This window comes from Reyranella sp. CPCC 100927 (assembly GCF_007859315.1).
In the GTDB taxonomy this organism is placed as follows: domain Bacteria; phylum Pseudomonadota; class Alphaproteobacteria; order Reyranellales; family Reyranellaceae; genus Vineibacter.
Genome location: NZ_VOHA01000001.1, coordinates 454,311 through 478,743 on the forward strand (window position 1 = coordinate 454,311; position 24,433 = coordinate 478,743).

Genomic DNA, 24,433 nt, shown 5'->3' on the forward strand with positions numbered 1-24,433 from the left:
TTCGCATGGCAACGACGGCGCCGGCGATCGACATCGTGTCTTGCGGCAGCGGCCGGATGAGGAGATCGAGTTGGGCGAAGCGGATCAGGGGCGGGTCGCGGTCGAGGGTCTGGTCAAGCATTTCGGCTCCGTGAAGGCGGTTGATGGTGTGTCGCTGGCGGCCGAGAGCGGCGAGTTCCTGGCGCTGCTGGGGCCCAGCGGTTCGGGCAAGAGCACGATCCTGATGTGCATCGCCGGCTTTGAAACACCGGACGCCGGGCGCATCACCATCAGCGATCGCGACGTCACGTCGGTCCTGCCGCAGCGACGCAACCTCGGCATGGTGTTCCAGCGCTACACGCTCTTCCCGCACATGAGCGTGCTCGACAACATCGCCTTCCCGCTGAAGATGCGTGGCGTCGGGCGCGCCGAGCGCGAGGCGCAGGCACGCGAAGCGCTGGCGACGGTGCGGCTCGCGGACTACGGCGCCCGCATGCCGGCCCAGCTCTCGGGCGGCCAGCAGCAGCGCGTGGCCCTGGCGCGCGCCATTGTCTATCGCCCGCCGGTGCTGCTGATGGACGAGCCGCTGTCGGCGCTGGACAAGGCGCTGCGCGAGGAGATGCAGCTGGAGATCAAGCACCTGCAGCGCGAACTGGGCGTCACCGTGGTGTTCGTGACGCATGACCAGACCGAGGCGCTGACCATGGCCGACCGCATCGCGGTACTGGATCATGGTCGCCTGTGCCAGGTCGGCACGCCGCGCGAACTCTACGAGGCGCCGCGCGATCCGTTCGTGGCGCGCTTCATCGGCGAGACCAACATGATCGACGGCCGTGCGGCGGCTGACGCGGCCGTCGGCAGCCGGGTCGGTATCCGGCTGGTGGGCGATACCGTGGTCGAGGCGACGGCAATGGCACCGCTGACGCGCGATGCTGCCGTGGTCATCGCCGTGCGCCCCGAACGCCTAGTCGTGTCGGCGGACAGTGGCGGCCCGGTGAGCGGCCGCGTGCGCGAAGCGATCTACGCCGGTGTCGCCACCACCTACGTGCTGGAGCTGGCAACTGGCGCCACCTTGCGCATGCGCTCGGCCACTGGCGCGAACGCGCTGGACCTGCCGGCCGACGGCGCGGTGTCGCTCTCCTGGGCCGCCGAAGACGCCCGCGCCTTTGCGGCGGAAGGTGCTTGAGGGATGGTTCTTCCAATCTGTCATCCCGAGCGCAGCGAGGGATCTCCTGGAGATGAGTGCTCCGTCTGCGAGAGATTCTGCGCTGCGCTCGGAATGACAGCTGCAATCGGCATCGCGCCATGACCGCCGCCACGTCCGCGCGCCACCTCAGCGCCACCACGACAGCGGCGTTGCTGACACCGTTCCTGGTGCTGCTGGCCATCGCCTTCCTGCTGCCACTGGGCGTTCTGCTCTACGAGAGCCTGTTCGTGCCGGCACCGACGGTGCAGCACTATGCCAAGGTGTTCGACGATCCCGTCTATGTGCGGGTGCTGTGGCGCACGATCCGCATCTCCGCCATCGTCACCGTGGCCACCCTGGTGCTGGCCTATCCGCTGGCTCTGGTGATGACGCGCAGCAAAGGCGCGGTGCTGGCCCTGCTCGTAGCCTGCGTGCTGTTGCCGCTGTGGACCAGCGTGCTGGTACGCACCTACGCCTGGACCGTGATCCTGCAGCGCAACGGCATCGTGAACCAGCTGCTGCAGGAGCTCGGCTGGACTAGCGGGCCGGTCCGCTTGCTCTATACCGAGGGCGCGGTGGCGCTGGCGATGGCCCATGTCCTGCTGCCCTTCATGGTGCTGCCGATCTGGGCATCGCTGCGCAACATCCCGGATGACTACACGCGGGCCGCCGCCATGCTGGGCGCATCGCCCGTGCGGACGTTCATCGAGATCGTCTGGCCGCTCTCCCGGCCGGGCGTCGCCAGCGGCTGCCTCATGGTGTTCCTGCTCAGCATGGGCTTTTTCGTCACGCCGGCACTGATCGGCGGGCCGCAGCAGATGATGATGGCGACCCTGGTCTCGCAACAGGTGCGCGAGCTGTTGAACTGGCCGTTTGCCGGCGCCCTGGTCGGCTGCCTGTTGGTGGTGACCCTGGGCCTGGTGCTGGCCTTCAACCGCGCGCTGGGGCTGGACCGCTTCGTGGGGACGCGATGACCTCCGGCCGCTTCATCCTGCACGCGGCGGCCTGGGCCGTGGTCGTGTTCCTGATGGTGCCGACCCTGGTCGTGGTGCCGATGTCGTTCGGGCCGGCCCAGCATCTGCAATTCCCGCCCACCGGCTTCACCCTGCGCTGGTACAGCGACTATTTCGCCGACGCCGACTGGATGTCGGCCACCTGGTTCAGCGTACGGGCCGGCATCATCGCCGCCGTGGGCGCCACGGTCGTGGGCACGATGACGGCGCTGGCCCTGGTGCGTGGCCGCGTCATCGGCCGTCGCATCCTCGATCTGCTGATCGTGGGGCCCATCGTGGTGCCGCACATCGCGCTCGCGGTGGCGCTGTTCCTGGTCTTCGACCGGCTGCGGCTGAACGGCACCCTGGTCGGCTTCGCCATCGCCCACACGGTGCTGGCGGCGCCATTCGCCATCTTCTCTGTCCTGGCGGCGCTCTACCGCTTCGATGCCGACCTCGAGATGGCGGCGCTGTCGTGCGGCGCCAGCCGCCTGCGCGCCTTCTGGCACGTCACCCTGCCGCTGATCCTGCCCGGCGTGCTGAGCGGCGCCATGTTCGCCTTCATCATCTCCTTCGACGAGGCGGTGATCTCGTTCTTCATTTCGGACATCGACGGCAAATCGCTGCCACGCAAGCTGTTCGAGGACATCGACTACAATCTGACCCCGGTGGTGGCGGCCGTGGCATCGCTGCTGAGCTTCGTCTCGATCGCGGTGCTGATCGGTGGCCATGTCGTCGGCCGCATGGCCGCCCGCCGCCGGGCAGGGTGAACCGGTCATGTCGAGCGCAGCGAGACATCTTTGGGCTATGGAGTCTCCGCTCGCGGAAGATTCCTCGCTGCGCTCGGAATGACAGTGTACGGAATCACAAGGAGGATCGGGGGCATGAAACGCAGAACACTCATCGCATCGGGTCTGGGCGCTGCTGCCGGCGCCACGCTGTTGGGCACCGCCAGCCAGGCGCAGTCGAAGGACGTCATCATCGCCACGACCGCCGGCCTGATGGAGCGTTCGCTGCAGGAGCATTTCTATCGCCGCTTCGAGCAGGAGCAGGGCATCCGTGTCCGCTCGGTGCCGATCGAACTACCCGACCAGTGGGCGCGCGCCGTGGCGGCCGGACGCTCCGGAGGCCCGGCGCCGTTCGACATCGTCACCGCGACGCCGCCTGACCTGATCCAGCACAAGGACATCCTGCTGCCGATCGATTGCGACAAGCAGGAGACCGTCAAGAAGAACGCGCTGCCCAATTCGTGCTTTCCGCACGGCCTGATGCGCACCGGTGGCGGCATGGTGATGCTGTGGAACGGCAAGAACTTCCCGGCCGGCAAGGAGCCGCAGTCGTGGGCCGACTTTTTCGACACCGCCAAGTTCCCCGGCCCGCGCACCCTGCCCGATACCGGCGATCGCGAATGGTGGGTCCCGGTGATGGCGCTGCTGGCCGATGGCGTCGCGGTCGACAAGCTGTTCCCGCTCGATCTCGATCGTGCCTACCGCAAGCTCGACACGCTGAAGCCCTCGGTCGCCGCGTGGTGGAAGAGCGGCGACAACTCCATGCAGATCCTGCGCGGCGGCGAGGCGGTGATGGCCATGGTCTATTCCAGCCGCGCCGTACCGCTCACCAAGAGCGAGGGCTTCAACTTCACCTGGAACCAGGCGATTCGCGACGTCGGCAACTGGGCCATCCTGAAGAACGCGCCCAATGCCGCCAACGCGCTGGCGTTCCTGAACTTCTTCACCACCAACCCGCAGGAGCACGTGCCGTTCAGCGCCAAGGTGAGCTTCGACAGCAACAATGCTGCAGCGGCCAACCTGGTGCCGGCCGAGGAACGCCGCTTCCGCCCGTCCTGGCCCGACAACTGGTCGAAACTGGTGGTGGCCGACTACGAGTGGATCGCCGTCCACCGCGCCGCCATGCGCGAACGCTGGATCAGCTGGCTGACGCGTTGACCTGCGGCTAACACAAGGCTGTCATCCCAAGCAACGCGAGGGATCTTTCCGCTTCCATAACGCAAAGACCCCTCGCTACGCTCGGGATGACAGGCGGCCGAAAGGACAACATCGATGGCGATCGCGGAATACGAAAAGCTGGATGCGATGGCGCTGAGCGCGCTCATCACCAAGCGCGAGGTCACGGCGTCGGAGGTCCTCGAAGAGGCCATCACCCGTGCCGAGAAGCACAACCCCACGATCAACGCCATCACCATCCCGCTCTATGACCTGGGGCGACAGACGGCGAAGGCGCCGTTGCCGGCAGGCCCGCTGGCCGGCGCGCCGTTCCTGCTGAAGGATCTTGGCGCGCTGCTCACCGGCACGCCCTCGACCGGATCGAGCAAGCTGTTCGCCGATTTCGTGGCGCCGCACGACGCTACCATCGTCGCGCGCTACCGTGCCGCTGGCCTCGTGACCTTCGGCAAGTCGGCCTCGCCCGAAATGGGGCTGGCGCCGTCGACCGAGCCGGCGATGTACGGTCCCTGTCGCAATCCATGGAACCTCGGCCACAGCAGCGGCGGCTCGTCCGGCGGGGCGGCGGCCGCGGTCGCCGCCCGCATCCTGCCGATGGCGCACGCCACCGACGGTGGCGGTTCGATCCGCATTCCCGCCTCGGCCTGCGGCCTGTTCGGCGTGAAGCCGACCCGCGCGCGCAATCCCAGCGGCCCCGATGTTGGCGAAGGCTGGGGCGGTCAGGCCGTCGGCCATTGCGTCAGCATCAGCGTGCGCGACAGTGCTGCGCTGCTCGATGCGACGGCTGGCCCGGATATCGGCGATCCCTATTGGGCGCCGCCGCCCGCCGGCAAGTTCCTCGACGAGGTCGGCCGCGATCCCGGCAAGCTGCGCATCGCGCTGTGCGTGGAGCCGTGGAACGGCGAACCCGTCGATGCGGAATGCCGTCGGGCCACGGAGGACGCCGCCAAGCTCTGCGAATCGCTGGGCCACACGATGACGATCGCGCGACCCACGTTCGACGTCGAGGCCTTCCGCGAGGCCACGCGCGTGCTGGTCGCGGCCAACGTCTATGCCACGCTGGCCGCACGCGCCAAGGCGATCGGCAAGACGCTGGAGCCGACCGACGCGGAGCCGTTGACCTGGTCGCTGGCCGAGCTCGGCGTCAAGTACACCGCCGCCGACTACGCCGCCGCCGTTACCGTCATCCATCGCGTCGGCCGCATCGTGGCGCGTTTCTTTACGCAGCACGACATCCTGCTGACACCGACCATGTGTTCGCCGCCATGGCCGCTGGGCGTGCTGTCGTTGTCGAGCAAGGACACCGATGCCTACCTCGTGGCGGTGAACCGCTCGATCGGCTTCACGTCGCTGTTCAACGCCGCCGGCAATCCGGCGATGACCGTGCCGCTGCACTGGACGGCGTCAGGCCTGCCGGTCGGCGTGCAGTTCGTGGCACCCTTCGGTGACGAGGCCCGCCTCTTCCGCCTCGCCGCCCAGCTCGAGCAAGCCAAACCCTGGAAGGACAAGCGCCCGGCAATGATCGGGTAAACGTTGTCGTCCTGAGCGTAGAGAAGGACCCTGCGGTGCGTCGATCATTCACGATGGTCTGGATGAAACGCTGATGAAGACGTCACCACAGAGACACAGAGAGCACAGAGGAACACAGAGAGCGCTGCGATGCGCCTTCGGCGCGCCGTCTTCTTTCTCTGTGTTCCTCTGTGCCCTCTGTGTCTCTGTGGTGAATCTTTTTTCCTGCGTCGAGCGTGTCTGCGCTCAGGATGGCGCAAACCGCTGCTTCCAATCCGGCAGGGCGTTCGGGAAGGGCAGTGCCTTTGCCTCGTAGACGCCGCGCGCGATCGCGCGGGCCAGGCAGTCGGCGGCGGTGGCGCCGAGTTCGGTCAGCGCCGGCGGCTCGCTGACCGGTCCGGCGCGGCCGGTCGAGGCGGCGAAGACCGTGTCGCCGTCGTTGGGTGCGTGCGCCGGGCGCAGCGCGCGGCCGAGCCCGTCGTTGGCCATGATCGCCAGCCGCTTGCAGGCGGCCTTGTCCAGCGTGGCGTCGGTGGCGACCAGGGCGATGGTGGTGGCCGTCGCCGGCGCGGGCAGGCCCTTGAAGCGCGGCGCCAAGGCCGATGGCGGGACCTTGGTGGGCCAGCCCAAGCCGCCGAACTCGTTGCCCTGCTCGTAGGCGCCGGCCCAGAAATGCGGCCCATCACCGATCGTGGCGCTGCCCACGGCGTTGACCGCAACCAATGCGCCGACCGTGAAACCCTGGCTGGTGCGCGCACTCGCCGAGCCCAGGCCGCCCTTGAAGGTGACGGTGGTGGCACCGTAGCCGGCGCCGGCCGTGCCGAGGTCGAAGACGTCCGATGCGGCACGCGCGGCATCGCGGCCCAGCTCCCAGTACGGCGGCCGGTGCGTCATCGGCGCCTTGAGCCAGTCCTTCTCGCCGCCGTTCATCAGGTCGAACAGGATGGCCTGCACCGCCACGGGCAAGGTGATGCCGCCGAACGTGCCGCCGCGGCCGTCCGCCACCAGGACCGACGTCGCGCCACCGGCGGCATCGAGGCCGAACAGCGAGCCGCCTGACAGCACGACGGCGTCGATCTGCCCGCGCATCATCTCCGGCTCGAGCAGCGAGACGGACCGCGATCCTGGCGCGCCGCCCAGGGTTGCCACGCTGGCAACCGCGCCACCCTCGAAGATGGCGACGGTGGCACCGGTCGCGACGCGCGCATCCTGGGCATTGCCCACCAGCACGCCAGGCACATCGGTAATCAGGTTTTTCAAGACATCACCGTCACGTAAAGGAGAAGCCGATGGTGCGGCAGTGATAGAACAGCCCGCCATCCTGCACGATCAGGAACGTCGCCAGCCGGCCGCCCTCGTTGTGGTGCGAATGGGCTGCGGTCGGCGGCGTGATCATGGTGGCGTAGGGCTGCCAGTCGGCACGCGCACCATCGATCGTGGAGTAGCAGCGTTCGCAGGCGATGGGCAGCGTCACCGCGACGGAGTTGTGGCGATGGCTGCGCTGCGCCTTGCCCGGTTCCATGGAGTTCAGCGCCAGGGTCATCGACGGCGTCAGGCTCAGCATCTTCTCGAACGGCGCGGTGGCGAAGACGACGACCTTGCCGGAGGCATCCGCCGTATCGGGCGTAGCGCGTACGGCATCGAGCTGCCGCCTGATCTCGTCGGCGGGGAAGTGGACGGTGCCGAGGGCCGCGGTCGCCGGCGGTTCCAGGCCGTGGAACGCGACCTCGGGCTCATTGCCGACCGCCCACAGGATGGCATAACGCTCGGCGCGATGGATGGTCTCGCCACCGCCTGGAATGCAGAAGATGTCACCATCGGCCCAGGCCAGTCTGTCGGCCCGGTCCGTCGTCTCGCCGGATCCCTGGATGACATAGTAGATCGCCGCCGTCGCCCGCAGCCGCAGCGCCAGCTGCTCGCCGGCGCGGATTCGGAGGTAGCGGGCCAGCAGCAGCGGCGTGGTGGCGGGCACGGGCGCCGCGAGCCGCGCGCTGATGTCGAGTGCGACGATCCCGGTGGGTGCATCAGGCGCGAACGCGCAATCGCGCTCGGCGGCGAAGGTGACGGCGGGCACCGGCGGCAGCTTCTCGCGAAAGCTGTTGGTCGGCGTGAGATACCGGCTGCGCGCGGCGTAGACAGTGTCCGGCATGGCCATGTCCTTTCTGCCTGGGAGCGCGGGCCTCTGGCCCGCATCTCCGGCGAAAGCTGTGCTTTCGCCTGTGCGTGAAGCGCCTACCACAGCGGGTTCACCCTCCGCTTGCGCTACGGGCGAATGCGGGCGGGACGCCCGCGCTCCCAGGTGCATGAGCCTACGGCAACGGCGTCGGGTCCAGGAAGCGGCGCACGACGTTTTCCATCAGGCGTGACACGTTGTTGTCGTAGCGATTGTGCGATAGCGCCGTGACCCAGGCGATCGAGCCGGTCGAGACCACGCCGCCGCCGTTGGCGGTGGGGAAGTAGACCAGGTCGGCGCGCACGCGCGCGTTCTGCTCGCCGTCGAGCCCGCGATGGAAGGTGCGGAACTCCTCGGGTGCCGGCATGCCGCCGTAACCGATGCGGTCGGCGCTGGCCACCAGCATCAGGCCGGGCGGCGAGCCCAGGGTGGCATCGGCGCGGTCGATCTCCAGCCCGGCGGCACCGCCGTTGCGGGCGCCGAAATTGCCGATCATCTCGTCAGCGCCGATGCCCTCGAACATCCACGCCACCTTGGAATCGTGGCTGGCCGGCAGGCGCCGGTAGCCGGCCGAGCGGTCGAACACCTGCGCATCGAAGCCGACGCCCACCAAGCGTTGTGGTGCGCGTCCATTGGTACGCCACAGGCCGCCGGCCTCGCCGGTGAAGGCGAGATGCGCCTCGCCGGCCTCGCCTTCCCAGGTGCGCACGCCGGTCACGTCGCGGCGCACCTCGATGGTGCTGGCAAGCTCGCGGTGGAAGGCGATGCGCCAGTAGAAGCCGTTGCCGCCGAGATACATGTGCCGGCCGCCGGACCGCTGGTAGGCGTCGAGCGCGTCCCACATCTCGCGCGAATAATACTCGGGGTGCGACAGCGTCATCACGCAGCGATAGGGCCGCAGCGCCGCAAGCCCGTCGCGATGCAGATCCTCGTCGGTCACCACGTCGTAGGCGATGCCTTTCTCTTCCAGCCAGTCGATCAGGTGTGTGTCGTTGCCGTAGTTGAACGTGTTGCACCGCGGCCGCATGTTGAGGATCGGCCGCTTGGCCGAGCTGACGCGCCAGCCGCTGCCGTCGGCGTGGGTGTCATAGGTCGATGGCGCCAGCTCGCGATGCGCCTGCAGGTAGACGTCGTCCCGGGACAGGACCATCAGGCCTTCCAACATCGACTCGGCGTGCACCTGGTCGAGGCGCAGGACGCCGTTGGCGTAGGCGAGATAGGTCGCGATCGGCACGATGATCGCGAGCTTCGCCGCCGGTCGCGTGCGCGGCGAGCGCACGAAGAAGCCAATGTAGCTCTCGACCGGATCGCCGTCGGATGGCGTCGCCGTGAGCCGCGCGGCGTAGTAGCCGGCGGGCCAGTCGGGCGGCACATCCAACGTGAAATCGGACGACCAGCCGCAGTCGGCCATATCGTCGGCACAGAAATGAATGGCGCCGTACTGCGCCGGCAGCGCGCGCCAGTCACTGGCTGTGCCGTCCCAGTTAGCGCCGGTGACGCCGCGCGCCGGCACCTGCACCAGGCGCGCATGCAGGCGGTTGGCGGCGCGGTCGTGGGCCACCAGACCCGGGATGTCGACGGAGAAATCCCAGGCCGCGACCAGGTTCGGATCGCCGGGCGCCGGGCTGATGCTTTCGCACAGGGCGCGCATCGTGGCTGTATCGAGCGCGCCGCGGCAGAGTCGCGGCCGGTCGATCTTGCCGTCGAAATGCGCCGCCGTCAGCGGTGCCGCCAGCGCCTCGCCGGTGCAGCGCGCGGCAAGGACCAGCGGCACGTCGGCAGGCCACGCCAGACCGCCAGGTGCTTTCGCCTGGCCCGATGACGAGCGATCGCGCCCCGCCTGCGGGTCGAGACTGATCTGCTCGACGGCCAGTGTGCCGGACCCCGAATCGTAGCGGCCACACACGAACAGCCACTCGCGCCCCAGTACCGGTTGGCTGCCGCGGGCCGTGCTCACGCTGCCTTTGCCGTCACCGACCACCAGCTCGAGATGGCCGCCGACATCCAGGCCCAGGCGCCAGCCGGCCTGCGTATCATCGCGCCAGCGCGAGACGATGGTCTGCGCCGCGGCGCCCGGCCGGGTCGGCCACAGGAAACAGCCGATGGTGAAGCTGGCGATGTCGCGCAGCACGGCGCGATCGGCCGCGACCGCACACGAGCCGGGTCGGATCGGCTGATGGCGCACGGCGCGCGGGCCATCAACGCTTGATGCCATCGGCACCAGCTTGAGGCCGGGTCCGGCCGGGTCGGGATCGCCGCAGCGCACGCGCATCAAGGTCACGTCGACCTTCTGCAGGGTGGCGCTGGAGAGATGGAAGGCCACCTTGCCGCCGGGTTCGACGGTCAAGGGAGAGGCGTAGCCGAGAACGGACGTCGTATCGATACCGCCGAGTTTCATGTCAGTCCTCGATCGCCTGGCCGGTCAGCGCTTCCCAGCGCAGCTTGAAAACATCCCACTCGGCCGCGGCCAGCGAGTCGTAGGTCTTGTTGTGCATCAGCTCGATCGGCACGCCGCGCTCGCCCGGCAGTCGGCCCAGCACCCAGCGCCGGCCGGGATCCACCGTCACCAGCACGTAGCGGCCACCCGGCGATTCCCAGCGCATGCGGTGCAACACCATCTGCAGCTCGCGGCTGTGCGGGCCCCTGGGCGCACGGCGGAATTCATCGACGAGATCGCGCCGCGTGGCGTCGATCGGATAATGAGCCGCATCAGGATCGTTGTTCAGCATGCGCACGCCGCCCCGTCGTCGTTGGGCGCGCATCGTAGGAAATCACCGCGGTGTACGCATCGTCCAATCGCGACTGGGCTCCCCGCGCAAAAATGCAAAGCCCTGGGAGCGCGGGCGTCTCGCCCGCTCATGTCTTGGCGCTGCGCACAGGCGAAAGCATGGCTTTCGCCGGAAATGCGGGCGAGACGCCCGCGCTCCCAGGGGGGCTAGTCCCGATCCGCCAAGGCCAGAAGGTGTGTACGGCTGGCACGCAGGATGCGGTTCGCCAAGTCCTTGTCGGGGACAAGGCGGGCCACGGTGAGGCTGCCGATCATGCCGGCGACGATGGCCAGCGCGCGCTCCTCGGCTTCCGCCGGCGACAGGTCGGGCAGCTGGCGGCGGACCGTATCCACCAGGGACTGGAACCCCTCGGTCATGGCGGCGCGGGCATCGGTGTCGCTGCGGGCGACCTCGCCGCCGATTGCGGCCAATGCGCAGCCCTTCTCCGGCGTATCGCGGTGCAGCGGGTGCAGATAGCGGCGCAGCGCTGTTTCCAGCCCGCGGCCGTCCGGTGCCTTGTCGGCCGCCGTGGCGATATCCTCCGTCGTCTGGCTCAGCGCATGTCGGCAGGCCTCGGCCACCAACCGGCCCTTGGACTCGAAGTGCCGATAGAAGCCGCCATGGGTGAGATCGGCCTCGGCCATCAGGTCGGCGATGCCGATGCCGGCGACACCATGCGCACGGAACTGGGTTGCCGCGGTCTCCACGATCCGGCGCCGGGTCTCTGCCGCTTCTTCCCTTGACCGTCTCATGACTTCGCCTCCTGCGCCTGCTGGATGGCGGCCCAGATCTTGGATGGTGTCAATGGCATGTCCAGGTGCGTGATGCCGAACGGCGCCAGGGCGTCGAGCACGGCGTGCACGATGGTGGGCGGCGCGCCGATGGTGCCGCTTTCGCCGATGCCCTTCACGCCCAGCGGATTGGTGGGCGAGGGCGTCTCCTGGAAGCAGGATCGGATCGCCGGCATCGTGTCGGCGCGCGGCACGGCATAGTCGAGCAGCGAGCCGGTCAGCAGCTGCCCGGTCTCGCGATCGTAGTGCACGTCCTCGTAAAGCGCCTGGCCGATGCCCTGCACCACGCCGCCGTGAATCTGGCCCTCCGCCAGCAGCGGGTTGATGATGATGCCGGCGTCATCGACGGCGACGTAATCGAGGATCTCGACCACACCGGTCTCGGGATCGACCTCGACATAGGCCATGTGGACGCCCGACGGCGCACCCAGACCCGTGGGATCGTAGAACAAGGTCTCGTCGAGCCCGGGGTCGAGGCCGGCGGGCAGGGCGTGGCCGACATACGCCATGCGTGCCACCGTCGCGAAGGAGAGCGGCGCGATGTCGGTGCCCGGCACGACGAAGCGGCCGGCCTGGTAGGCCACGTCCTTCTCGTCGACCTCCATCATGTTGGCCGCGATCTTGGTGGCCTTGGTGACGATGCGGCCGGCGCAGACCTTGGTGCTCGAACCACCGACCGCCATCGATCGGGAATTGAACGTGCCGTGGCCAGCCTGGACCTGGCGCGTGTCGCCCTGCACCACGGTGATGTCGTCGACCGGGATCTGCAGTGTGTCGGCGGCGATCTGCGCCAGCACGGTGACGTGCCCGTGGCCCTGGCTCATCGAACCCGAGAACAGCGTGGCCTTGCCGCCGGAATCGATGTTAATGCGCGCGCTCTCCCAGCCGCCGCGGTCGAAGCCGATCATGCCCAGGCGTCGCGACGGGCCCATGCCGCACATCTCGGTGTAGGCCGCGACGCCGATGCCGCGATAGCGCCCTGATGCGCGCAACGGCGCTTGTTCGGCGCGGCGTGCCGCGTAGTCGAACATCGCCAGTGCCTTGTCGAGGCAGCCCTGGTAGTTGCCGCTGTCGTAGAACACGCCTTTGCTGCCATAGGGACGATAGGGGAACTCCGTCGGCTGCACGAAGTTGAGGCGCCGCACGTCGACCGGGTCGAGGCCGAGATGGCGCGCGGTGGCTTCGACGGCGCGCTCCGCGATATACGCGCCCTCCGGGCGACCATAGCCGCGATAGGCGTCCACCGGCACCGTGTTGGTGACAATGACCTTGGCCACGGCCTGGTAGTTGTCGATGCGGTAGGTGCCGGTGCCGAAATTCACCGTATTTACTGTCGGTCCGCCCGACGCCATGTTCGACAGGTAGGCGCCGACATTGCCCAGGGTCTCGACCTTCAGGCCCAGGATGCGGCCGTCGTTTCGGATGGCGATCTCCAGGTGCTCGGTATGGGCGCGCCCGTGGCTGGTCGCCTGGTGGCTTTCGGAGCGCGACTCCCACCACTTCACCGGCGCTTGCAACGTGCGCGCCAGCCAGGCGCACAGCAGTTCCTCGGGGTAGAGATGCATCTTGGCGCCGAAGCCGCCGCCGATATCCGGCGCCACGATGCGCAGGAGATGTTCGGGAATGCCCACCGTCTCGGCGATCCAGCGCCGGTGCATGTGCGGCACCTGGCTTCCCATGTAGACGGTCAAGCTGCCGTCGTCCTCCGGTGCGGCGAGGATCGCGCGCGTTTCCATGCAGGTCGGGATCAGACGGTTGTTGACCAGGCGCAGGCGCAGGACATGGTCGGCGCTGCGCGCCGCCTCGGCATAGTCGCCGCCGCCGACCTTGTAGCGCGTGGTGATGTTGTTGGGCACGTTGTCGTGCAGCTGCGGCGCGCCGTCGGCGATGGCGGCCTCTTCGTCGACGACGGCCGGCAGTGGTTCATACATCACGTCGATCAGGTCGCGCGCGTCCTCGGCCGCCGCGCGTGTTTCGGCCACGGCCACGGCGACGCATTCGCCCACGAACCGTACGCGGTCGGTGGCCACGACCGGCCGATCCGGCACTGCTGTACCGGGAATGACCCAGTTCGGTCGGATCGATCCGATCCTGCCCACGAAATCGGCGCCCGCGAGAACAAGGCGCACACCGGGTATCGCTCGCGCGGCCGTGACGTCCACGGCCGTGATGACAGCGTGCGCATGCGGGGATCGCAGGATGGCGACATGCAGCGTCCCCGGCACGCGAATGTCGTCCACATAGCGTCCTCTGCCGGTCAGCAGCCGCCGATCCTCGCGCCGCCGCAGCGGTTGGCCGACATAGGACATTGGCGCACCCATTAAGATGATGATCGTCATCTATATAGATGATGACCATCATCAATCGTCAAGCGCAAAAAGCACATCATGAGGTGATCTCAGCCGGCCATGAGGCAAACGACGATGCGGCTCGGCCGATCGTCGCGCATCATGCGCCGCCTGTCGGAGGTTGCGCATGAGCCAGCTGCGAATCTTTTCCTATCTGCCCAATCCGCGCATCTGGAAGGCGACCATCGCGGCCCGGCTGTGCGGCATTACCATCGATTTGCGCGGCGCCCCGCCCGGCGAGCTTCAGGACTGGCTGTGGGACTTCGATGCCCATCCGCTGTCAGACAGCGAACGGCAGGAACCGGCGCTCCAGCGTACCGGGCGGACAGGCTTCAAGAGTCGCCTCTACAAGACACCGGCGTTTCTGGAGGCGCACCCTTTCGGCACCGTGCCAGCCGCGTTCAGTCCCGACGGCAGGGTCGGGATCTTCGAATCCAACAGCATCATGCGCGCGGTGGCGCGGCTGGGCGTGAACACCTATCCGCTTTACGGCAGCGATGCCTATTCGGCCGCCCGTATCGACAGCTTCCTCGATGTCAGCCTGGTGTTTGCCCGCGATTCGCAGATCTATCTGCTCTCGCTGCGCGACACCGTCACGGCGGAAATCCACGCCCGCACGCGCGATGCGTTCAGCACCTACATCGCCGGCATCGATCAGGCGCTGGCGCCGGCGCGGTCGTTCCTGGTCGGCGACGACATCACCTTGGCCGATATCTGTTTCGTGGCCGAGCTCAGCCTGTTCGCCAACGAGAAGCCGCGGTCCAAGGCACTGGCCGCGCAAGGCCTGACGCCGATCCTGCATGATGGGCTCGAGGCGGAATATCCGCGTGCCATGGCGCACTACGCCAAGCTCCGCGCCCATCCGGCGTTCGCGCCCGATGTCGGGCCCTACCTGCAGAAGATCGCCAGCGCCGTCGCCAAGGCTGCCTAGGGTCTAGTCTGTCATCCCGAGCGCAGCGAGGGATCTCCTGCGGTCGGACGTACGGTGCGTCATTCGCGGGAGATCCCTCGCTGCGCTCGGGATGACAGGTTACCTACCCGCGCGACTTCAGCTTGATGTGTCCGGTGCGCGCGAACAGCGCGGCGTGCAGGTTCGGGCCGGCGGCGAGGAAGCTGTACTGCTGCGGCGTCGGGTTGTTGTAGGTCAACGCCTTGCCGTCATGCGCCGTCACGCGGCCGCCGGCCTCGCGCACGATCAGGTCGGCGGCGGCCAGGTCCCAGTCGTTCTTGGTGTTGAGCCCCATGGCGGCATCGGCGGCGCCGCTGGCGACCAGGGCCAGGCGGTAGGCCACCGAATCGCGCTGGATGATCTCCATCTCGGGCCACGGTTCACGCCAGGCCGGGTGCTTGAACATGGGGCCGTAGGCGGCCATGCGACAACCGGCGACCGTCTGTTGGTCGCTGACCTGGATCGGTATGCCATTCAACTGCGCACCCTGGTTGATCGCCGCTTCATAGAATTCGGCGACCGCCGGGTTGAACAGGGCCGCGGCGACCGGCACGCCGTTTTCGACCAGCGCCACGGCATGACAGAAATGCGGTGTGCCGTCGAGAAAGGCCCGCGTTCCGTCGATCGGATCGACGACCCACACCCGTCCGCATTGCAGGCGCGCGGTGTCGTCCTCGGTCTCTTCCGACAGCCAACCGTAGTCCGGTCGCGCTTCGCACAGCCGCTGCCGCAGATGGCGATCGACGGCGATGTCGGCCTCGCTGACCGGCGTGTCGCCCGGCTTCTGCCAGACCGTCAGCTCCGTGCGCCAGAAGCGCAGTGCCAGCGCGCCGGCTTCGCGCACCGCTGCGTTCAACAACGTGATGTCGGCGGCAAGATCGCTCATGGGGCAGAGTCGCCGATCACGTGCGCCCTGGCGGTGGCGAGGATTTCGTCGCGCAGATCAGTATCGGTGGTTGATCGCGCCAGCGTCAGGGCGCCGACCATGATGGCCAGTGCCGCGATGGCACGATCACGCGACGGCGCGCCCTGGCCGCCATCGGCCATGCGCGCGACGCTGTCGATGGCGCGATCGAGGGCCGTGGAGAAGGCGGCTTTGACCGGTGCACTCTCGCGCGGCACGTCGCCGCCCAACGCGGCGTAGGGACAGCCGTTGCCGCGGTCGCGCACATGTCTGGGGCTGAGATAGGCGTCGACGTAGGTCGACCAGTCGCCCAGCCCCGCCGCCCTCTTGGCGCTGTGGCGCGCGGCTTGAGAGATGGCTTCGGCGCAGAGCTCGTCCTTCGACTTGAAGTGCGTATAGAAGGCGCCGTGGGTCAAGCCGGCTGCCGCGGTGATCTCGGCGACCCCAACCTTATCGAAGCCCCTGTCGCGAAACAGCCGGCTCGCCGCCCGCAAGAGATCGTCGCGGTGCTGGGCGCTGGTTTCCTTCGAAACTTTCATGCCGACCTCGCAATTTTTCTCATCACAACGCCCCGACCGCGGACTTGACTGTTTTCATGATGGCCATCATCATAAATTTAATCATGATGATTATCATGATAGCGCAGCGCGGAATTAACCTCAATCGCCGACCCGCCGGGGGGAAACATGGCCCGCCAGATCGAGTTCTATTTCGATTTTCCCAGTCCCTACAGCTATCTCGCGACAACGCAGTTTCCCCGACTCCGGGCCGAGACGGGCGCCGACGTCATCTACAAGCCGTTTCGCATCCTTCCGCTCATGAAGATGGTGGGCAACACGCCGACCACGGTCGAGTGCAAGAACAAGGGCAGATACGCCGGCGCCGACATTGGCCGCTGGGCGACACGCTATCAGGTGCCGTTCCAGCGCAATCCGAACCTGCGCGCGGTCGACTTCGCGCAGCTGGGCCGCGTGGCCCTGGTCGCCATCGATGACGGCCGCGGCAGCGACTACGTCAGTGCCATCTACCGGGCGCTGTGGGCCGGCGATGCCAATCTCGCCGACCGTGGCGTGTTCACCGCGTTTCTCGACAAGGCCGGGCTCGACGGTGAGGGCCTGCTGAAGAAGGCCGAGGCGCCTGAGGTCATGGTGCGTCTCGACAAGGCGACCGAAGCGGCAGCCGAGCGCGGCGTCTTCGGGTCACCGACCTTCTTCGTCGGCGACCAGATGTTCTTCGGCAACGACCGGCTGGATTTCTTGACCGACGCCGCCAAGGCGGCAGCCTGAGGAGAGTCGCATGGCAGATCCCGTTTGCGTGGTCACCGGTGTCGGGCCGGGTACCGGCACAGCCCTGGCACGGCGGTTCGCCAAGGGCGGCTATCGCGTCGCCCTGCTGGCGCGCAATGAACAGCGTATCGCCGAGCTGGCCAAGGCCTTGCCCGGTGCCAAGGCCTATGTCTGCGATGTCTCCGATCCGGCGCAGATCGATGCGTCCCTCAATGCCGTCGAGCGCGACCTCGGCACGCCTTCGGTGCTGGTCCACAACGCCGTCGGGGGCGCCTTCGGATCGTTCCTCGACATCGATCCGCAGGTGCTGAACCGCAACTTCCAGGTCAACACCATGGGCCTGCTGTACCTGGCGCGCCGCCTCGCACCGGCGATGATCAAGGCCGGCAAGGGCGCCATCATGGTGACGGGCAACACCTCGGCGTTGCGCGGCAGAGCGGGCTTCGCCGGCTTCGCGCCGACCAAGGCAGCGCAGCGTATCCTCGCCGAAGCCATGGCGCGCGATCTCGGCCCCAAGGGTATCCATGTCGCCTATCTCGTGATCGACGCGGTGATCGACGTGCCGTGGGCGCGTGAACGCTACAAGGACAAGCCCGACGACTTCTTCATCCAGCCGTCGGCGATCGCCGAGGAGATCTGGCACGTGGCACACCAGGATCGCACGGCCTGGTCGTTCAACGTCGAAGTGCGGCCCTATGGCGAGACCTGGTAGCGACGGAGGCACGCGATGACCGAGCATGTCGTGGTCGGCCAGGATGGTCCGTTGCTGACCATCACCATGAACCGGCCGGAGAAGAAGAACGCGCTCACGCACGCGATGTATGCCGCCATGGCCGATGCCCTGGGGCGTGCGGCGACCGACGCGGCGGTCCGCGTCGTCCTGATCACCGGCACAGGCGATGCCTTCACCGCCGGCAACGACCTGGGTGACTTCCTGAACGCACCACCGCAGGGCGGCGAGGCGCCGGTCACGCGGTTCCTGGCGGCTATTTCGACCGCCGAGAAGCCGGTGATCGCCGCCATCAATGGGCTGGCGGTGGGCATCGGTACCACCATGCTGCTGCATTGCGATCTGGTGTACGCCGCGCGGACGGCGACGTTCAGTGCGCCGTTCGTCAATCTTGCACTGGTGCCAGAGGCTGCATCGTCGCTGCTGCTGCCGCGTCGGATCGGCCACGCCAAGGCGGCGGAGCTGTTCCTGCTGGGTGGCCGTATGGACGCCGCGCAGGCAGAGGCTGCCGGCCTGGTGACCGCCATATTCGATACGCAAGGGCTGCTGGGCGAAGCGACGGCGCGCGCCCAGGCATTGGCGGCCAAGGCCCCCGGCGCCGTGCGTGCCACCAAGGCGCTGATGAAGCGCGGCGAGGAACCCGTCGCCGACCGCATGCGCGCCGAGAGCGTTCATTTCGCAGCCCAACTCAAGTCGCCCGAACTGCGCGAGGCCATCACGGCGTTCACCCAGAAGCGGGCACCTGATTTCAGCAAGGTGGGCTAGGGCACGGAACTCCACAGGGGAGGCATTCATGGCACAGGCCGTTTGGCACAAGACCGTCTGCAACCTCTGCTATGTGAACTGCGCGCTGGAGGTGTCGGTCGAGGAGGGTCGGCTGACCAAGGTGCGCGGTGACAAATCGAGTCCCAAGTCGCAGGGATATCTCTGTAACAAGGCGGCGCGGATTCCCTATTATGCCCATCACAAGGATCGGCTGACGTCACCGCTGCGCCGGCGCGCCGATGGAGGCTTCGATGCGATCTCGTGGGACGAGGCGATCGCCGAGATCGCCGAGCGCGTCCACGCGATCCACGCACAGCACGGCGGTCGCAGCTTCGCGCTCTATGGCGGCGGCGGGCAGGGCAACCATGCCGGCGGCGCCTATGCCACGGCGCTGATGCGAGCCCTGGGATCGCGCAACACGTTCAATGCACTCGCCCAGGAGAAGACCGGCGATTTCTGGGTCAACGGCCACATGTTCGGCAGTCAGGTCTGCCACACGGCGGAGGACGTGCATCACTGCGACCTGCTGTTCGCGATCGGCTGCAATCCGTGGGTGGCGCACGGCTTTCCCAACGCGCGTGACCATCTGAACCAGATCCGCAAGGATCCGCAGCGCAAGCTGATCGTCGTCGATCCACGCCGCACCGAGACCGCGCAGCAGGCCGACCTGCATCTTGCGGTGAGGCCAGGTGGCGATGCGTTCCTGCTGGGTGCCATTCTGGCGACCTTGATCCGCCGCGATGCCGTCGATCATGCCTTCCTGGCCGAGCATACCGTCGGCTTCGAGGTGGTGCGCGAGGCGCTGGCGCGCATTCCGATTGAACAATGGGCTGCCGCAGCCGACGTGCCGATGGTCGATATCGAGCGCTGCGTCGACATGATGCTGGCCGCCAAGGCGATGGTTGTGCGTGTCGAGCTCGGCATCCAGCAGGGCGTGAACTCGACGCTGAACTCCTATCTGGAGAAGCTGCTGATCATGCTGACCGGCAGCTTCGGCCGGAAAGGTACCAACCAGCTGCACAGCTGGCTGGTGCCGCTGTGGGGCAACAGCCGCGGCCAGGTCTTCGCCCCGACGGGCGACGAGGTGATCGCCGGCCTGCTGCCGCCCAACAGCTTCCCGCAGGCCGTGCTGACGGATCATCCCGACCGTTTGCGCGCCGTGCTGGTCGACAGCAGCAACCCGGCCAACACCGCGGCTGACACGCACGCGGCGGAGCGGGCATTGGCAGCACTCGACCTGCTGGTGGTCGTCGATGTGGCGATGACGGAAACGGCGCGGTTGGCGCATTACGTGCTGCCGGCATCCACGCAGTATGAGAAGACCGAGTTCACGCTCTTCAACTTCGAGTTCCCGACCAACTACGTCCATGTCCGCGCTGCGGTGTTGCCGCCGCTGCCGGGCACATTGCCGGAGCCGGAAATCTACACGCGGTTGGCCCGGGCCATGGGCTTGCTGCCTGGGGACAACGTACTTGCACCGTTGCGCGCGGCGGCCGCGCGCTCGCGGGCCGAATTCGGCAAGGCCTTCAGCATCTTCATGTCGGAGAATCCGGCGGCCGCTCCTGTTGCCGCGCTCGTTCTCTACAATACGCTGGGCGCCGTGCTGCCGGATGGCGTTGCGGCCGCGGCGCCGTTGTGGCCGGCAGCCCAGATGGCGGCGCGGCGGATGCCGGCAGCCGTGCGGCGCGCCGTCGGGGCGGGGCCGGAGATACAAGATGCGGCGCTGGGCGAGACGCTGTTCGATGCGATCGCCGGCACGCGGCAGGGGACGGCGTTCACGACGCATGACTACGACGATATCTGGTCGCTGATCGACTATCCCGACCGCAAGGTGCGGCTGGCGATTCCGGCGTTGCTCGACTGGCTCGGCCGTCTCGATTCGTCACGAATTCAGCCTGAAAGCGATTATCCGTTCGCCCTCGCGGCCGGCCAGCGCCGGATGTACAACGCCAACCAGATCTTCCGCGATCCGGCGTGGCGGCGCAGCGATCCCGATGGTGCCTTGCTGGTCCATCCGCTGGATCTCGCCGGCCTGGGCGCCAGCGACGGCGACTGGCTGGCGATCGAGTCGGCCAAAGGCCGTGTCGTGGTCCGCAGCCAGGCGGATGACACCATGCGGCGCGGCCAGCTGGCGCTGCCGCATGGTTACGGCCAAGCCTACCCGACCGCCGACGGTGGACGGCTGGTCAACGGGCCGCGGGTGAACCTGCTCACGTCGGGCGATCATCGCGATCCGATCGCGGGTACGCCGTACCACAAGAATGTGCCGGTGCGCCTGGCGCGGGCCACGGCGCAGGAAGCGGCGGCGGCCGAAGCGGCATCGCGCCGCATTCATGCCGGCGCGGCCGCAGTGGCGAGTTGACCCGCCTGGCTGTTGATAGCCGTCATTTTGCATCTTTCCGGCGGCGCGAGTCCGGCTACAGTGCCGACCACGCATGTCTCGCATCCGTAACAAGCCTCTTCCGCTGACGAAGTCCCAGGGCAGACGTATCTGGTTGCAGGCGCAGCGGCTGGATACGCGCGCGCCGTTCGGCGACGGGCCTGAAGCAACGCGACTGGCGGTCGAGCATCTGGGCTATGTGCAGATCGATACCATCAATGTGATCGAGCGCTGCCACCACCATATCCTCTACAGCCGCATCCCCGACTACCAGCGCGTCCACCTGCACCAGGCGCAAAGCATCGACAAGACGGTGTTCGAATATTGGACGCACGCGCTGTCCTACGTTCCCAGCCGGGATCTGCGCTTCTTTGTCCGCGACATGCGCGAGCACCGCGCACAGCCCACCAAATGGTATGCCGCGGTCACGAAACCGGAGCTGCGCAAGGTTCTCACCCTCATCCGCAAGGGCGGTGCGCTCACCATCCGTGACATCGACGATGACGTGCTGATGGAGAAAGAGCACCTGTGGGCCAGCCGCAAGCCGTCGAAGCGGGCACTGCAGTTCGCCTTCTATACCGGTACGCTGACCATCAGCACGCGCAGCGGCATGCTCAAGACCTACGAGTTGATGGAGCGGCATTTCGGCTGGGACAAGCGGCCCAAGCCCGCTTCGGAGCGTGAGATCGCCACCTACCAGCTCGACCGGGCGCTGCGGGCGCAGGGGATCGTGAGCCTCGACTCCATCTGCTACATGAACGCGCCCAGCAAGCCGATCGTGCGGCGGCTGATCGACGCGCGCATGCGCCGCCAGGAACTGGTGCCGGTGGTGCTCGAGGATGCCGGCAAGACGGAGTACTGGGCGCAGCCCGAAACGCTCGAGTCGCACCCGCAGCCCGACGAGGCGCTGGTCCACGTCCTCTCGCCGTTCGACCCGCTGATCATTCAGCGCAAGCGCCTGCAGTTCTTTTTCGACTACGAGCACCGCTTCGAGGCCTATGTACCCAAGGAGAAGCGGGTGTTCGGCTATTTCGCGCTGCCGGTGCTGGTCGGCGACAAGGTCGTTGCCGCCGTCGACCTGAAGACCGACCGCGAGAAGCGCAAGCTGCTGGTGCAAAAGTGGAACTGGTTCGGCCGCGGATCGGCGCGGACATACAAGCGGCTGATCGAAGAGGAACTACACCGCTTCGAACGCTTCCAACTTGCCGGCACGCCGAACGAGATCACCGTCATTCCAAGCGCCGATCCTGTCATTCCGAGCGCAGCGAGGAATCTTTCTGCCGCGAAAGATCCCTCGCTACGCTCGGGATGACAGGGACTATCCCGTGATCCGCGCCGGCAAGTAGCGGAAGCCGCGCAGGAAATTCGAGTAGATCCGCTGCGGCGGGCCGACGACGTCGATCCGCAGATCACGCTTCAGGATTTCTTCCCACAGAATGCGCAGCTGCAGGTCGGCCAGGCGGTCACCGACGCAGCGATGGATGCCGGCGCCGTACGACAGGTGCTGACGCGGCTTGGCGCGGTCGACGATGAAGGCGTCGGGCTGCTCGATCACGGTATCGTCGCGGTTGCCCGAGACGTACCACATCACCACCTTGTCGCCCTTGCGGATCGTTTTGCCGCCCAGCACCGCATCCGTCTTGGCCGTGCGCCGCATGTGGATCACCGGCGTCTGGTAGCGGATGGTCTCGGCCACCAGGCTCGGTACCAGGGCAGGGTTGGCGCGCAGCTTTTGCCACTGGTCGGGATTCTGGTGCAGCGCCAGCAGTCCGCCCGACATGGTGTTGCGCGTGGTGTCGTTGCCGCCCACGATCAGCAGGGCCAGGGTACCGACGAACTCCGCCGGCGTCATGTTGCGCGTCGTCTCGCCGTGCGCCAGCATGGAGATCAGGTCGAACTTCGGCGGCGCGTTCACGCGCTCGTTCCACAGCCGCGAGAAATACTGTCCCATCCGCCCCAGTTCGGCGAAGCGCTCTTCGTCGGAGCGCACCGGTGCGTCGGGTGCGTCAACATTGGCCACGGCGACATCAGACCAGTATGTGAGCTTGCGCCGGTCCTCCCACGGGAAGTCGAACAGGGTCGCCAGCATCATCGTGGTGAGCTCGATCGAGACCCGGTCAACCCAGTCGAACGTCTCGTTGCGCGGCAGGTCGTCGAGCACGCTGGCCGTGCGCTCGCGAATGGTCGCTTCCATGTTGACGAGGTTGCTCGGTCCCACGATCGGGCTCACCGTGCGACGGCGCACCGGGTGCAGCGGCGGATCCATGCGGATGAAGCTCACCACGTCGTGCCCCAGCGGCGAATCGGCGATCTGGATGCCGCCGAACTCGCCGGACGATGAGTAGACCGCATGGTTCAGCTCGACGGCCATGATGTCGTCGTAGCGGGTTACCGACCAGTAGGGTCCGTACGGACTCGCGGGACAGTAGTGGATCGGATCCTGGTGGCGCAGCCGCGCGAACAGCGGCTGCCAGGTGTCATCCAGGTAAAGCTGCGGATCGCTGACGTCGATCGCGTCGATGGACGGGGAGTCGTCAACCACGGACTGTAGAGACATCGGCGCGACCTCCCTTGCTGCGGTATGCGTCCTAGAGGCTGTCCAGCACCCGCTTGATGAAGCCGTTAGCATGGGCCCTGTCGATCCAGCGCACAACCGCCACCAGATCATGCTCGGGATCGATCCAGAGGATGTGCGAGCCCCAGCCCATCGCGAAGAAGCTGCTCTCCGGCGCCGCCGGATACTGCTTGCGGCCGGTGTTCAACCACCACATCAGGCCATAGAACGGTGCCACGGCGCACGGCCGGCGCAGCTCGGCACACCAGCCTTGCGGCAGCAGGCGCCGGCCATTCCACACACCGTCGGCGGCCACCAGCTGCGCGACGCGCGCATGATCGCGGGCGCTGATCACGATGCCGCCACCCCAGTGGCCGCCGCCGGGCACCGAGACCATCGGCGTGCCGTCGATATCGACGGTGGCATTGCGATAGCCGTCCCAGCGCCAGGTGGGTGAGGCCCCGATCGGATCCATGATGCGGCGCTTGAGCACGGACGGCAGCGGCTCGCGGAAGCGCTGCAGCAGCGACAGCGCCAGGCGATTGACGCGCACGTCGTTGTATTCCCAGAAAGTGCCCGGCGGCTGCAGCGCGCGAAACGTGCCCTTGGCTGGTGCCGCCGCGGTCGCGCCGACCTGGCGGTGGCGGTCGATCATGTCGGGCTTGTCGAACAGCGTGCCTTCCCACTCGCTGGTCTGCTGCAGCAGATGGCGCCAGGTGATGTCGCGGTTCTGCGGACTGTCGAAGCCGCTGTCGTGCTGATCCGCGCCGACACGATCGTCGAGGCTGCCGATCAGCCCGTCGCCGACCGCAAGGCCGGCGAGTACGGCGAGATAGCTCTTGGCGACACTGAAGGTCATGTCGGGCCGGTCCACGTCGCCCCACTCGGCCACGATCTGGCCGTGGCGCAGGATCAGCCCGGCGGGACCGCCGCGCGGCGTGACAGGACCCAGGATCGCGTCATCCGGCGCCCGCTCACCGGCCTCGGCGGTGAGACAGAAACGGCCGTCAGGTTCATAGAGGCTGCGCGGCCATGGCGATTCGTGTGCCTGCACGAAGGCCACGGCCTGGGCGAGACGCTCGCCATCCATGCCAACGGCCCGCGGTTCGACCGCGCGCATCACGGGTAGCGCTGCACCATCATTCATCGCTCTCTCCG

General features: G+C 67.4%; 21 protein-coding genes. 11 read left to right on the forward strand and 10 right to left on the reverse strand.

Annotated elements, in window-relative coordinates:
• The first annotated feature begins 70 nt into the window (after nt 1-70).
• The 5 genes from FQU96_RS02060 (at nt 71) to FQU96_RS02080 (ending at nt 5,648) form a co-directional block, all read left to right on the forward strand.
• A complete protein-coding gene (locus FQU96_RS02060; RefSeq protein WP_255467790.1) occupies nt 71-1,165 on the forward strand; it encodes an ABC transporter ATP-binding protein in 1,095 nt (364 codons plus the stop codon).
• A gap of 119 nt (nt 1,166-1,284) precedes the next feature.
• Nucleotides 1,285-2,139: an ABC transporter permease gene (locus FQU96_RS02065; RefSeq protein WP_146539171.1), complete on the forward strand. Its 855-nt coding sequence runs from the start codon at nt 1,285-1,287 to the stop codon at nt 2,137-2,139.
• A complete protein-coding gene (locus FQU96_RS02070; RefSeq protein WP_146539172.1) occupies nt 2,136-2,927 on the forward strand; it encodes an ABC transporter permease in 792 nt (263 codons plus the stop codon). The genes FQU96_RS02065 and FQU96_RS02070 overlap by 4 nt, the downstream gene beginning before the upstream one ends.
• A gap of 114 nt (nt 2,928-3,041) precedes the next feature.
• Nucleotides 3,042-4,103 carry an extracellular solute-binding protein gene (locus FQU96_RS02075; RefSeq protein WP_178130255.1) on the forward strand — a complete coding sequence of 354 codons (1,062 nt, stop codon included), beginning with the start codon at nt 3,042-3,044 and terminating at the stop codon, nt 4,101-4,103.
• Between the two features lie 114 nt (nt 4,104-4,217).
• Nucleotides 4,218-5,648 carry an amidase gene (locus FQU96_RS02080; RefSeq protein ID WP_146539174.1) on the forward strand — a complete coding sequence of 477 codons (1,431 nt, stop codon included), beginning with the start codon at nt 4,218-4,220 and terminating at the stop codon, nt 5,646-5,648.
• A 225-nt stretch (nt 5,649-5,873) separates the two neighbouring features.
• Here the strand turns inward: FQU96_RS02080 and FQU96_RS02085 are convergent, their stop codons facing one another.
• The 6 genes from FQU96_RS02085 to FQU96_RS02110 all read right to left on the reverse strand — a co-directional run bounded on the left by FQU96_RS02085 (nt 5,874) and on the right by FQU96_RS02110 (nt 13,668).
• On the reverse strand, nt 5,874-6,887 hold the full coding sequence (locus FQU96_RS02085; RefSeq protein ID WP_146539175.1) for a P1 family peptidase: 1,014 nt from the start codon (nt 6,885-6,887) through the stop codon (nt 5,874-5,876).
• 10 nt (nt 6,888-6,897) lie between these two features.
• On the reverse strand, nt 6,898-7,776 hold the full coding sequence (locus FQU96_RS02090) for a hypothetical protein (protein WP_146539176.1): 879 nt from the start codon (nt 7,774-7,776) through the stop codon (nt 6,898-6,900).
• Between the two features lie 160 nt (nt 7,777-7,936).
• Nucleotides 7,937-10,198: a N,N-dimethylformamidase beta subunit family domain-containing protein gene (locus FQU96_RS02095; protein WP_146539177.1), complete on the reverse strand. Its 2,262-nt coding sequence runs from the start codon at nt 10,196-10,198 to the stop codon at nt 7,937-7,939.
• Between the two features lies 1 nt (nt 10,199).
• Nucleotides 10,200-10,562, reverse strand: coding sequence for a hypothetical protein (locus tag FQU96_RS02100; protein WP_255467793.1), 363 nt, complete (start codon nt 10,560-10,562; stop codon nt 10,200-10,202).
• A 173-nt stretch (nt 10,563-10,735) separates the two neighbouring features.
• Nucleotides 10,736-11,320, reverse strand: coding sequence for a TetR/AcrR family transcriptional regulator (locus FQU96_RS02105; RefSeq protein ID WP_146539178.1), 585 nt, complete (start codon nt 11,318-11,320; stop codon nt 10,736-10,738).
• A complete protein-coding gene (locus FQU96_RS02110) occupies nt 11,317-13,668 on the reverse strand; it encodes a xanthine dehydrogenase family protein molybdopterin-binding subunit (RefSeq protein WP_255467794.1) in 2,352 nt (783 codons plus the stop codon). Before FQU96_RS02110 ends, FQU96_RS02105 begins: the two co-directional genes overlap by 4 nt.
• Nucleotides 13,669-13,834: 166 nt before the next feature.
• Here FQU96_RS02110 and FQU96_RS02115 point away from each other — a divergent pair, with 166 nt between their 5' ends.
• Complete coding sequence (locus FQU96_RS02115) at nt 13,835-14,638, forward strand: glutathione S-transferase family protein (protein ID WP_146539180.1); 804 nt, start codon at nt 13,835-13,837, stop codon at nt 14,636-14,638.
• A 103-nt stretch (nt 14,639-14,741) separates the two neighbouring features.
• Here FQU96_RS02115 and FQU96_RS02120 read toward each other — a convergent pair whose 3' ends face one another.
• Both FQU96_RS02120 and FQU96_RS02125 read right to left on the reverse strand, forming a co-directional pair.
• Entirely contained in the window at nt 14,742-15,542 is an 801-nt protein-coding gene (locus tag FQU96_RS02120) for a 3'(2'),5'-bisphosphate nucleotidase CysQ (RefSeq protein WP_146539181.1), read from the reverse strand.
• Nucleotides 15,539-16,099: a TetR/AcrR family transcriptional regulator gene (locus FQU96_RS02125; RefSeq protein ID WP_146539182.1), complete on the reverse strand. Its 561-nt coding sequence runs from the start codon at nt 16,097-16,099 to the stop codon at nt 15,539-15,541. Before FQU96_RS02125 ends, FQU96_RS02120 begins: the two co-directional genes overlap by 4 nt.
• Nucleotides 16,100-16,246: 147 nt before the next feature.
• Here FQU96_RS02125 and FQU96_RS02130 point away from each other — a divergent pair, with 147 nt between their 5' ends.
• The 5 genes from FQU96_RS02130 to FQU96_RS02150 all read left to right on the forward strand — a co-directional run bounded on the left by FQU96_RS02130 (nt 16,247) and on the right by FQU96_RS02150 (nt 22,033).
• Entirely contained in the window at nt 16,247-16,846 is a 600-nt protein-coding gene (locus FQU96_RS02130) for a 2-hydroxychromene-2-carboxylate isomerase (RefSeq protein ID WP_146539183.1), read from the forward strand.
• A gap of 10 nt (nt 16,847-16,856) precedes the next feature.
• Nucleotides 16,857-17,558 carry an SDR family NAD(P)-dependent oxidoreductase gene (locus FQU96_RS02135; RefSeq protein ID WP_146539184.1) on the forward strand — a complete coding sequence of 234 codons (702 nt, stop codon included), beginning with the start codon at nt 16,857-16,859 and terminating at the stop codon, nt 17,556-17,558.
• A gap of 15 nt (nt 17,559-17,573) precedes the next feature.
• Complete coding sequence (locus FQU96_RS02140) at nt 17,574-18,341, forward strand: enoyl-CoA hydratase (protein WP_146539185.1); 768 nt, start codon at nt 17,574-17,576, stop codon at nt 18,339-18,341.
• 28 nt (nt 18,342-18,369) lie between these two features.
• Entirely contained in the window at nt 18,370-20,703 is a 2,334-nt protein-coding gene (locus tag FQU96_RS02145) for a molybdopterin-dependent oxidoreductase (RefSeq protein WP_146539186.1), read from the forward strand.
• A gap of 73 nt (nt 20,704-20,776) precedes the next feature.
• Nucleotides 20,777-22,033, forward strand: coding sequence for a winged helix-turn-helix domain-containing protein (locus FQU96_RS02150; protein WP_146539187.1), 1,257 nt, complete (start codon nt 20,777-20,779; stop codon nt 22,031-22,033).
• A gap of 6 nt (nt 22,034-22,039) precedes the next feature.
• Here the strand turns inward: FQU96_RS02150 and FQU96_RS02155 are convergent, their stop codons facing one another.
• Nucleotides 22,040-23,278: a cytochrome P450 gene (locus tag FQU96_RS02155; RefSeq protein WP_146539188.1), complete on the reverse strand. Its 1,239-nt coding sequence runs from the start codon at nt 23,276-23,278 to the stop codon at nt 22,040-22,042.
• A 31-nt stretch (nt 23,279-23,309) separates the two neighbouring features.
• The gene (locus FQU96_RS02160) at nt 23,310-24,422 is read right to left on the reverse strand and encodes a serine hydrolase (protein WP_146539189.1); all 1,113 of its coding nucleotides are present in this window, start codon (nt 24,420-24,422) and stop codon (nt 23,310-23,312) included.
• Between the last annotated feature and the right edge of the window lie 11 nt (nt 24,423-24,433).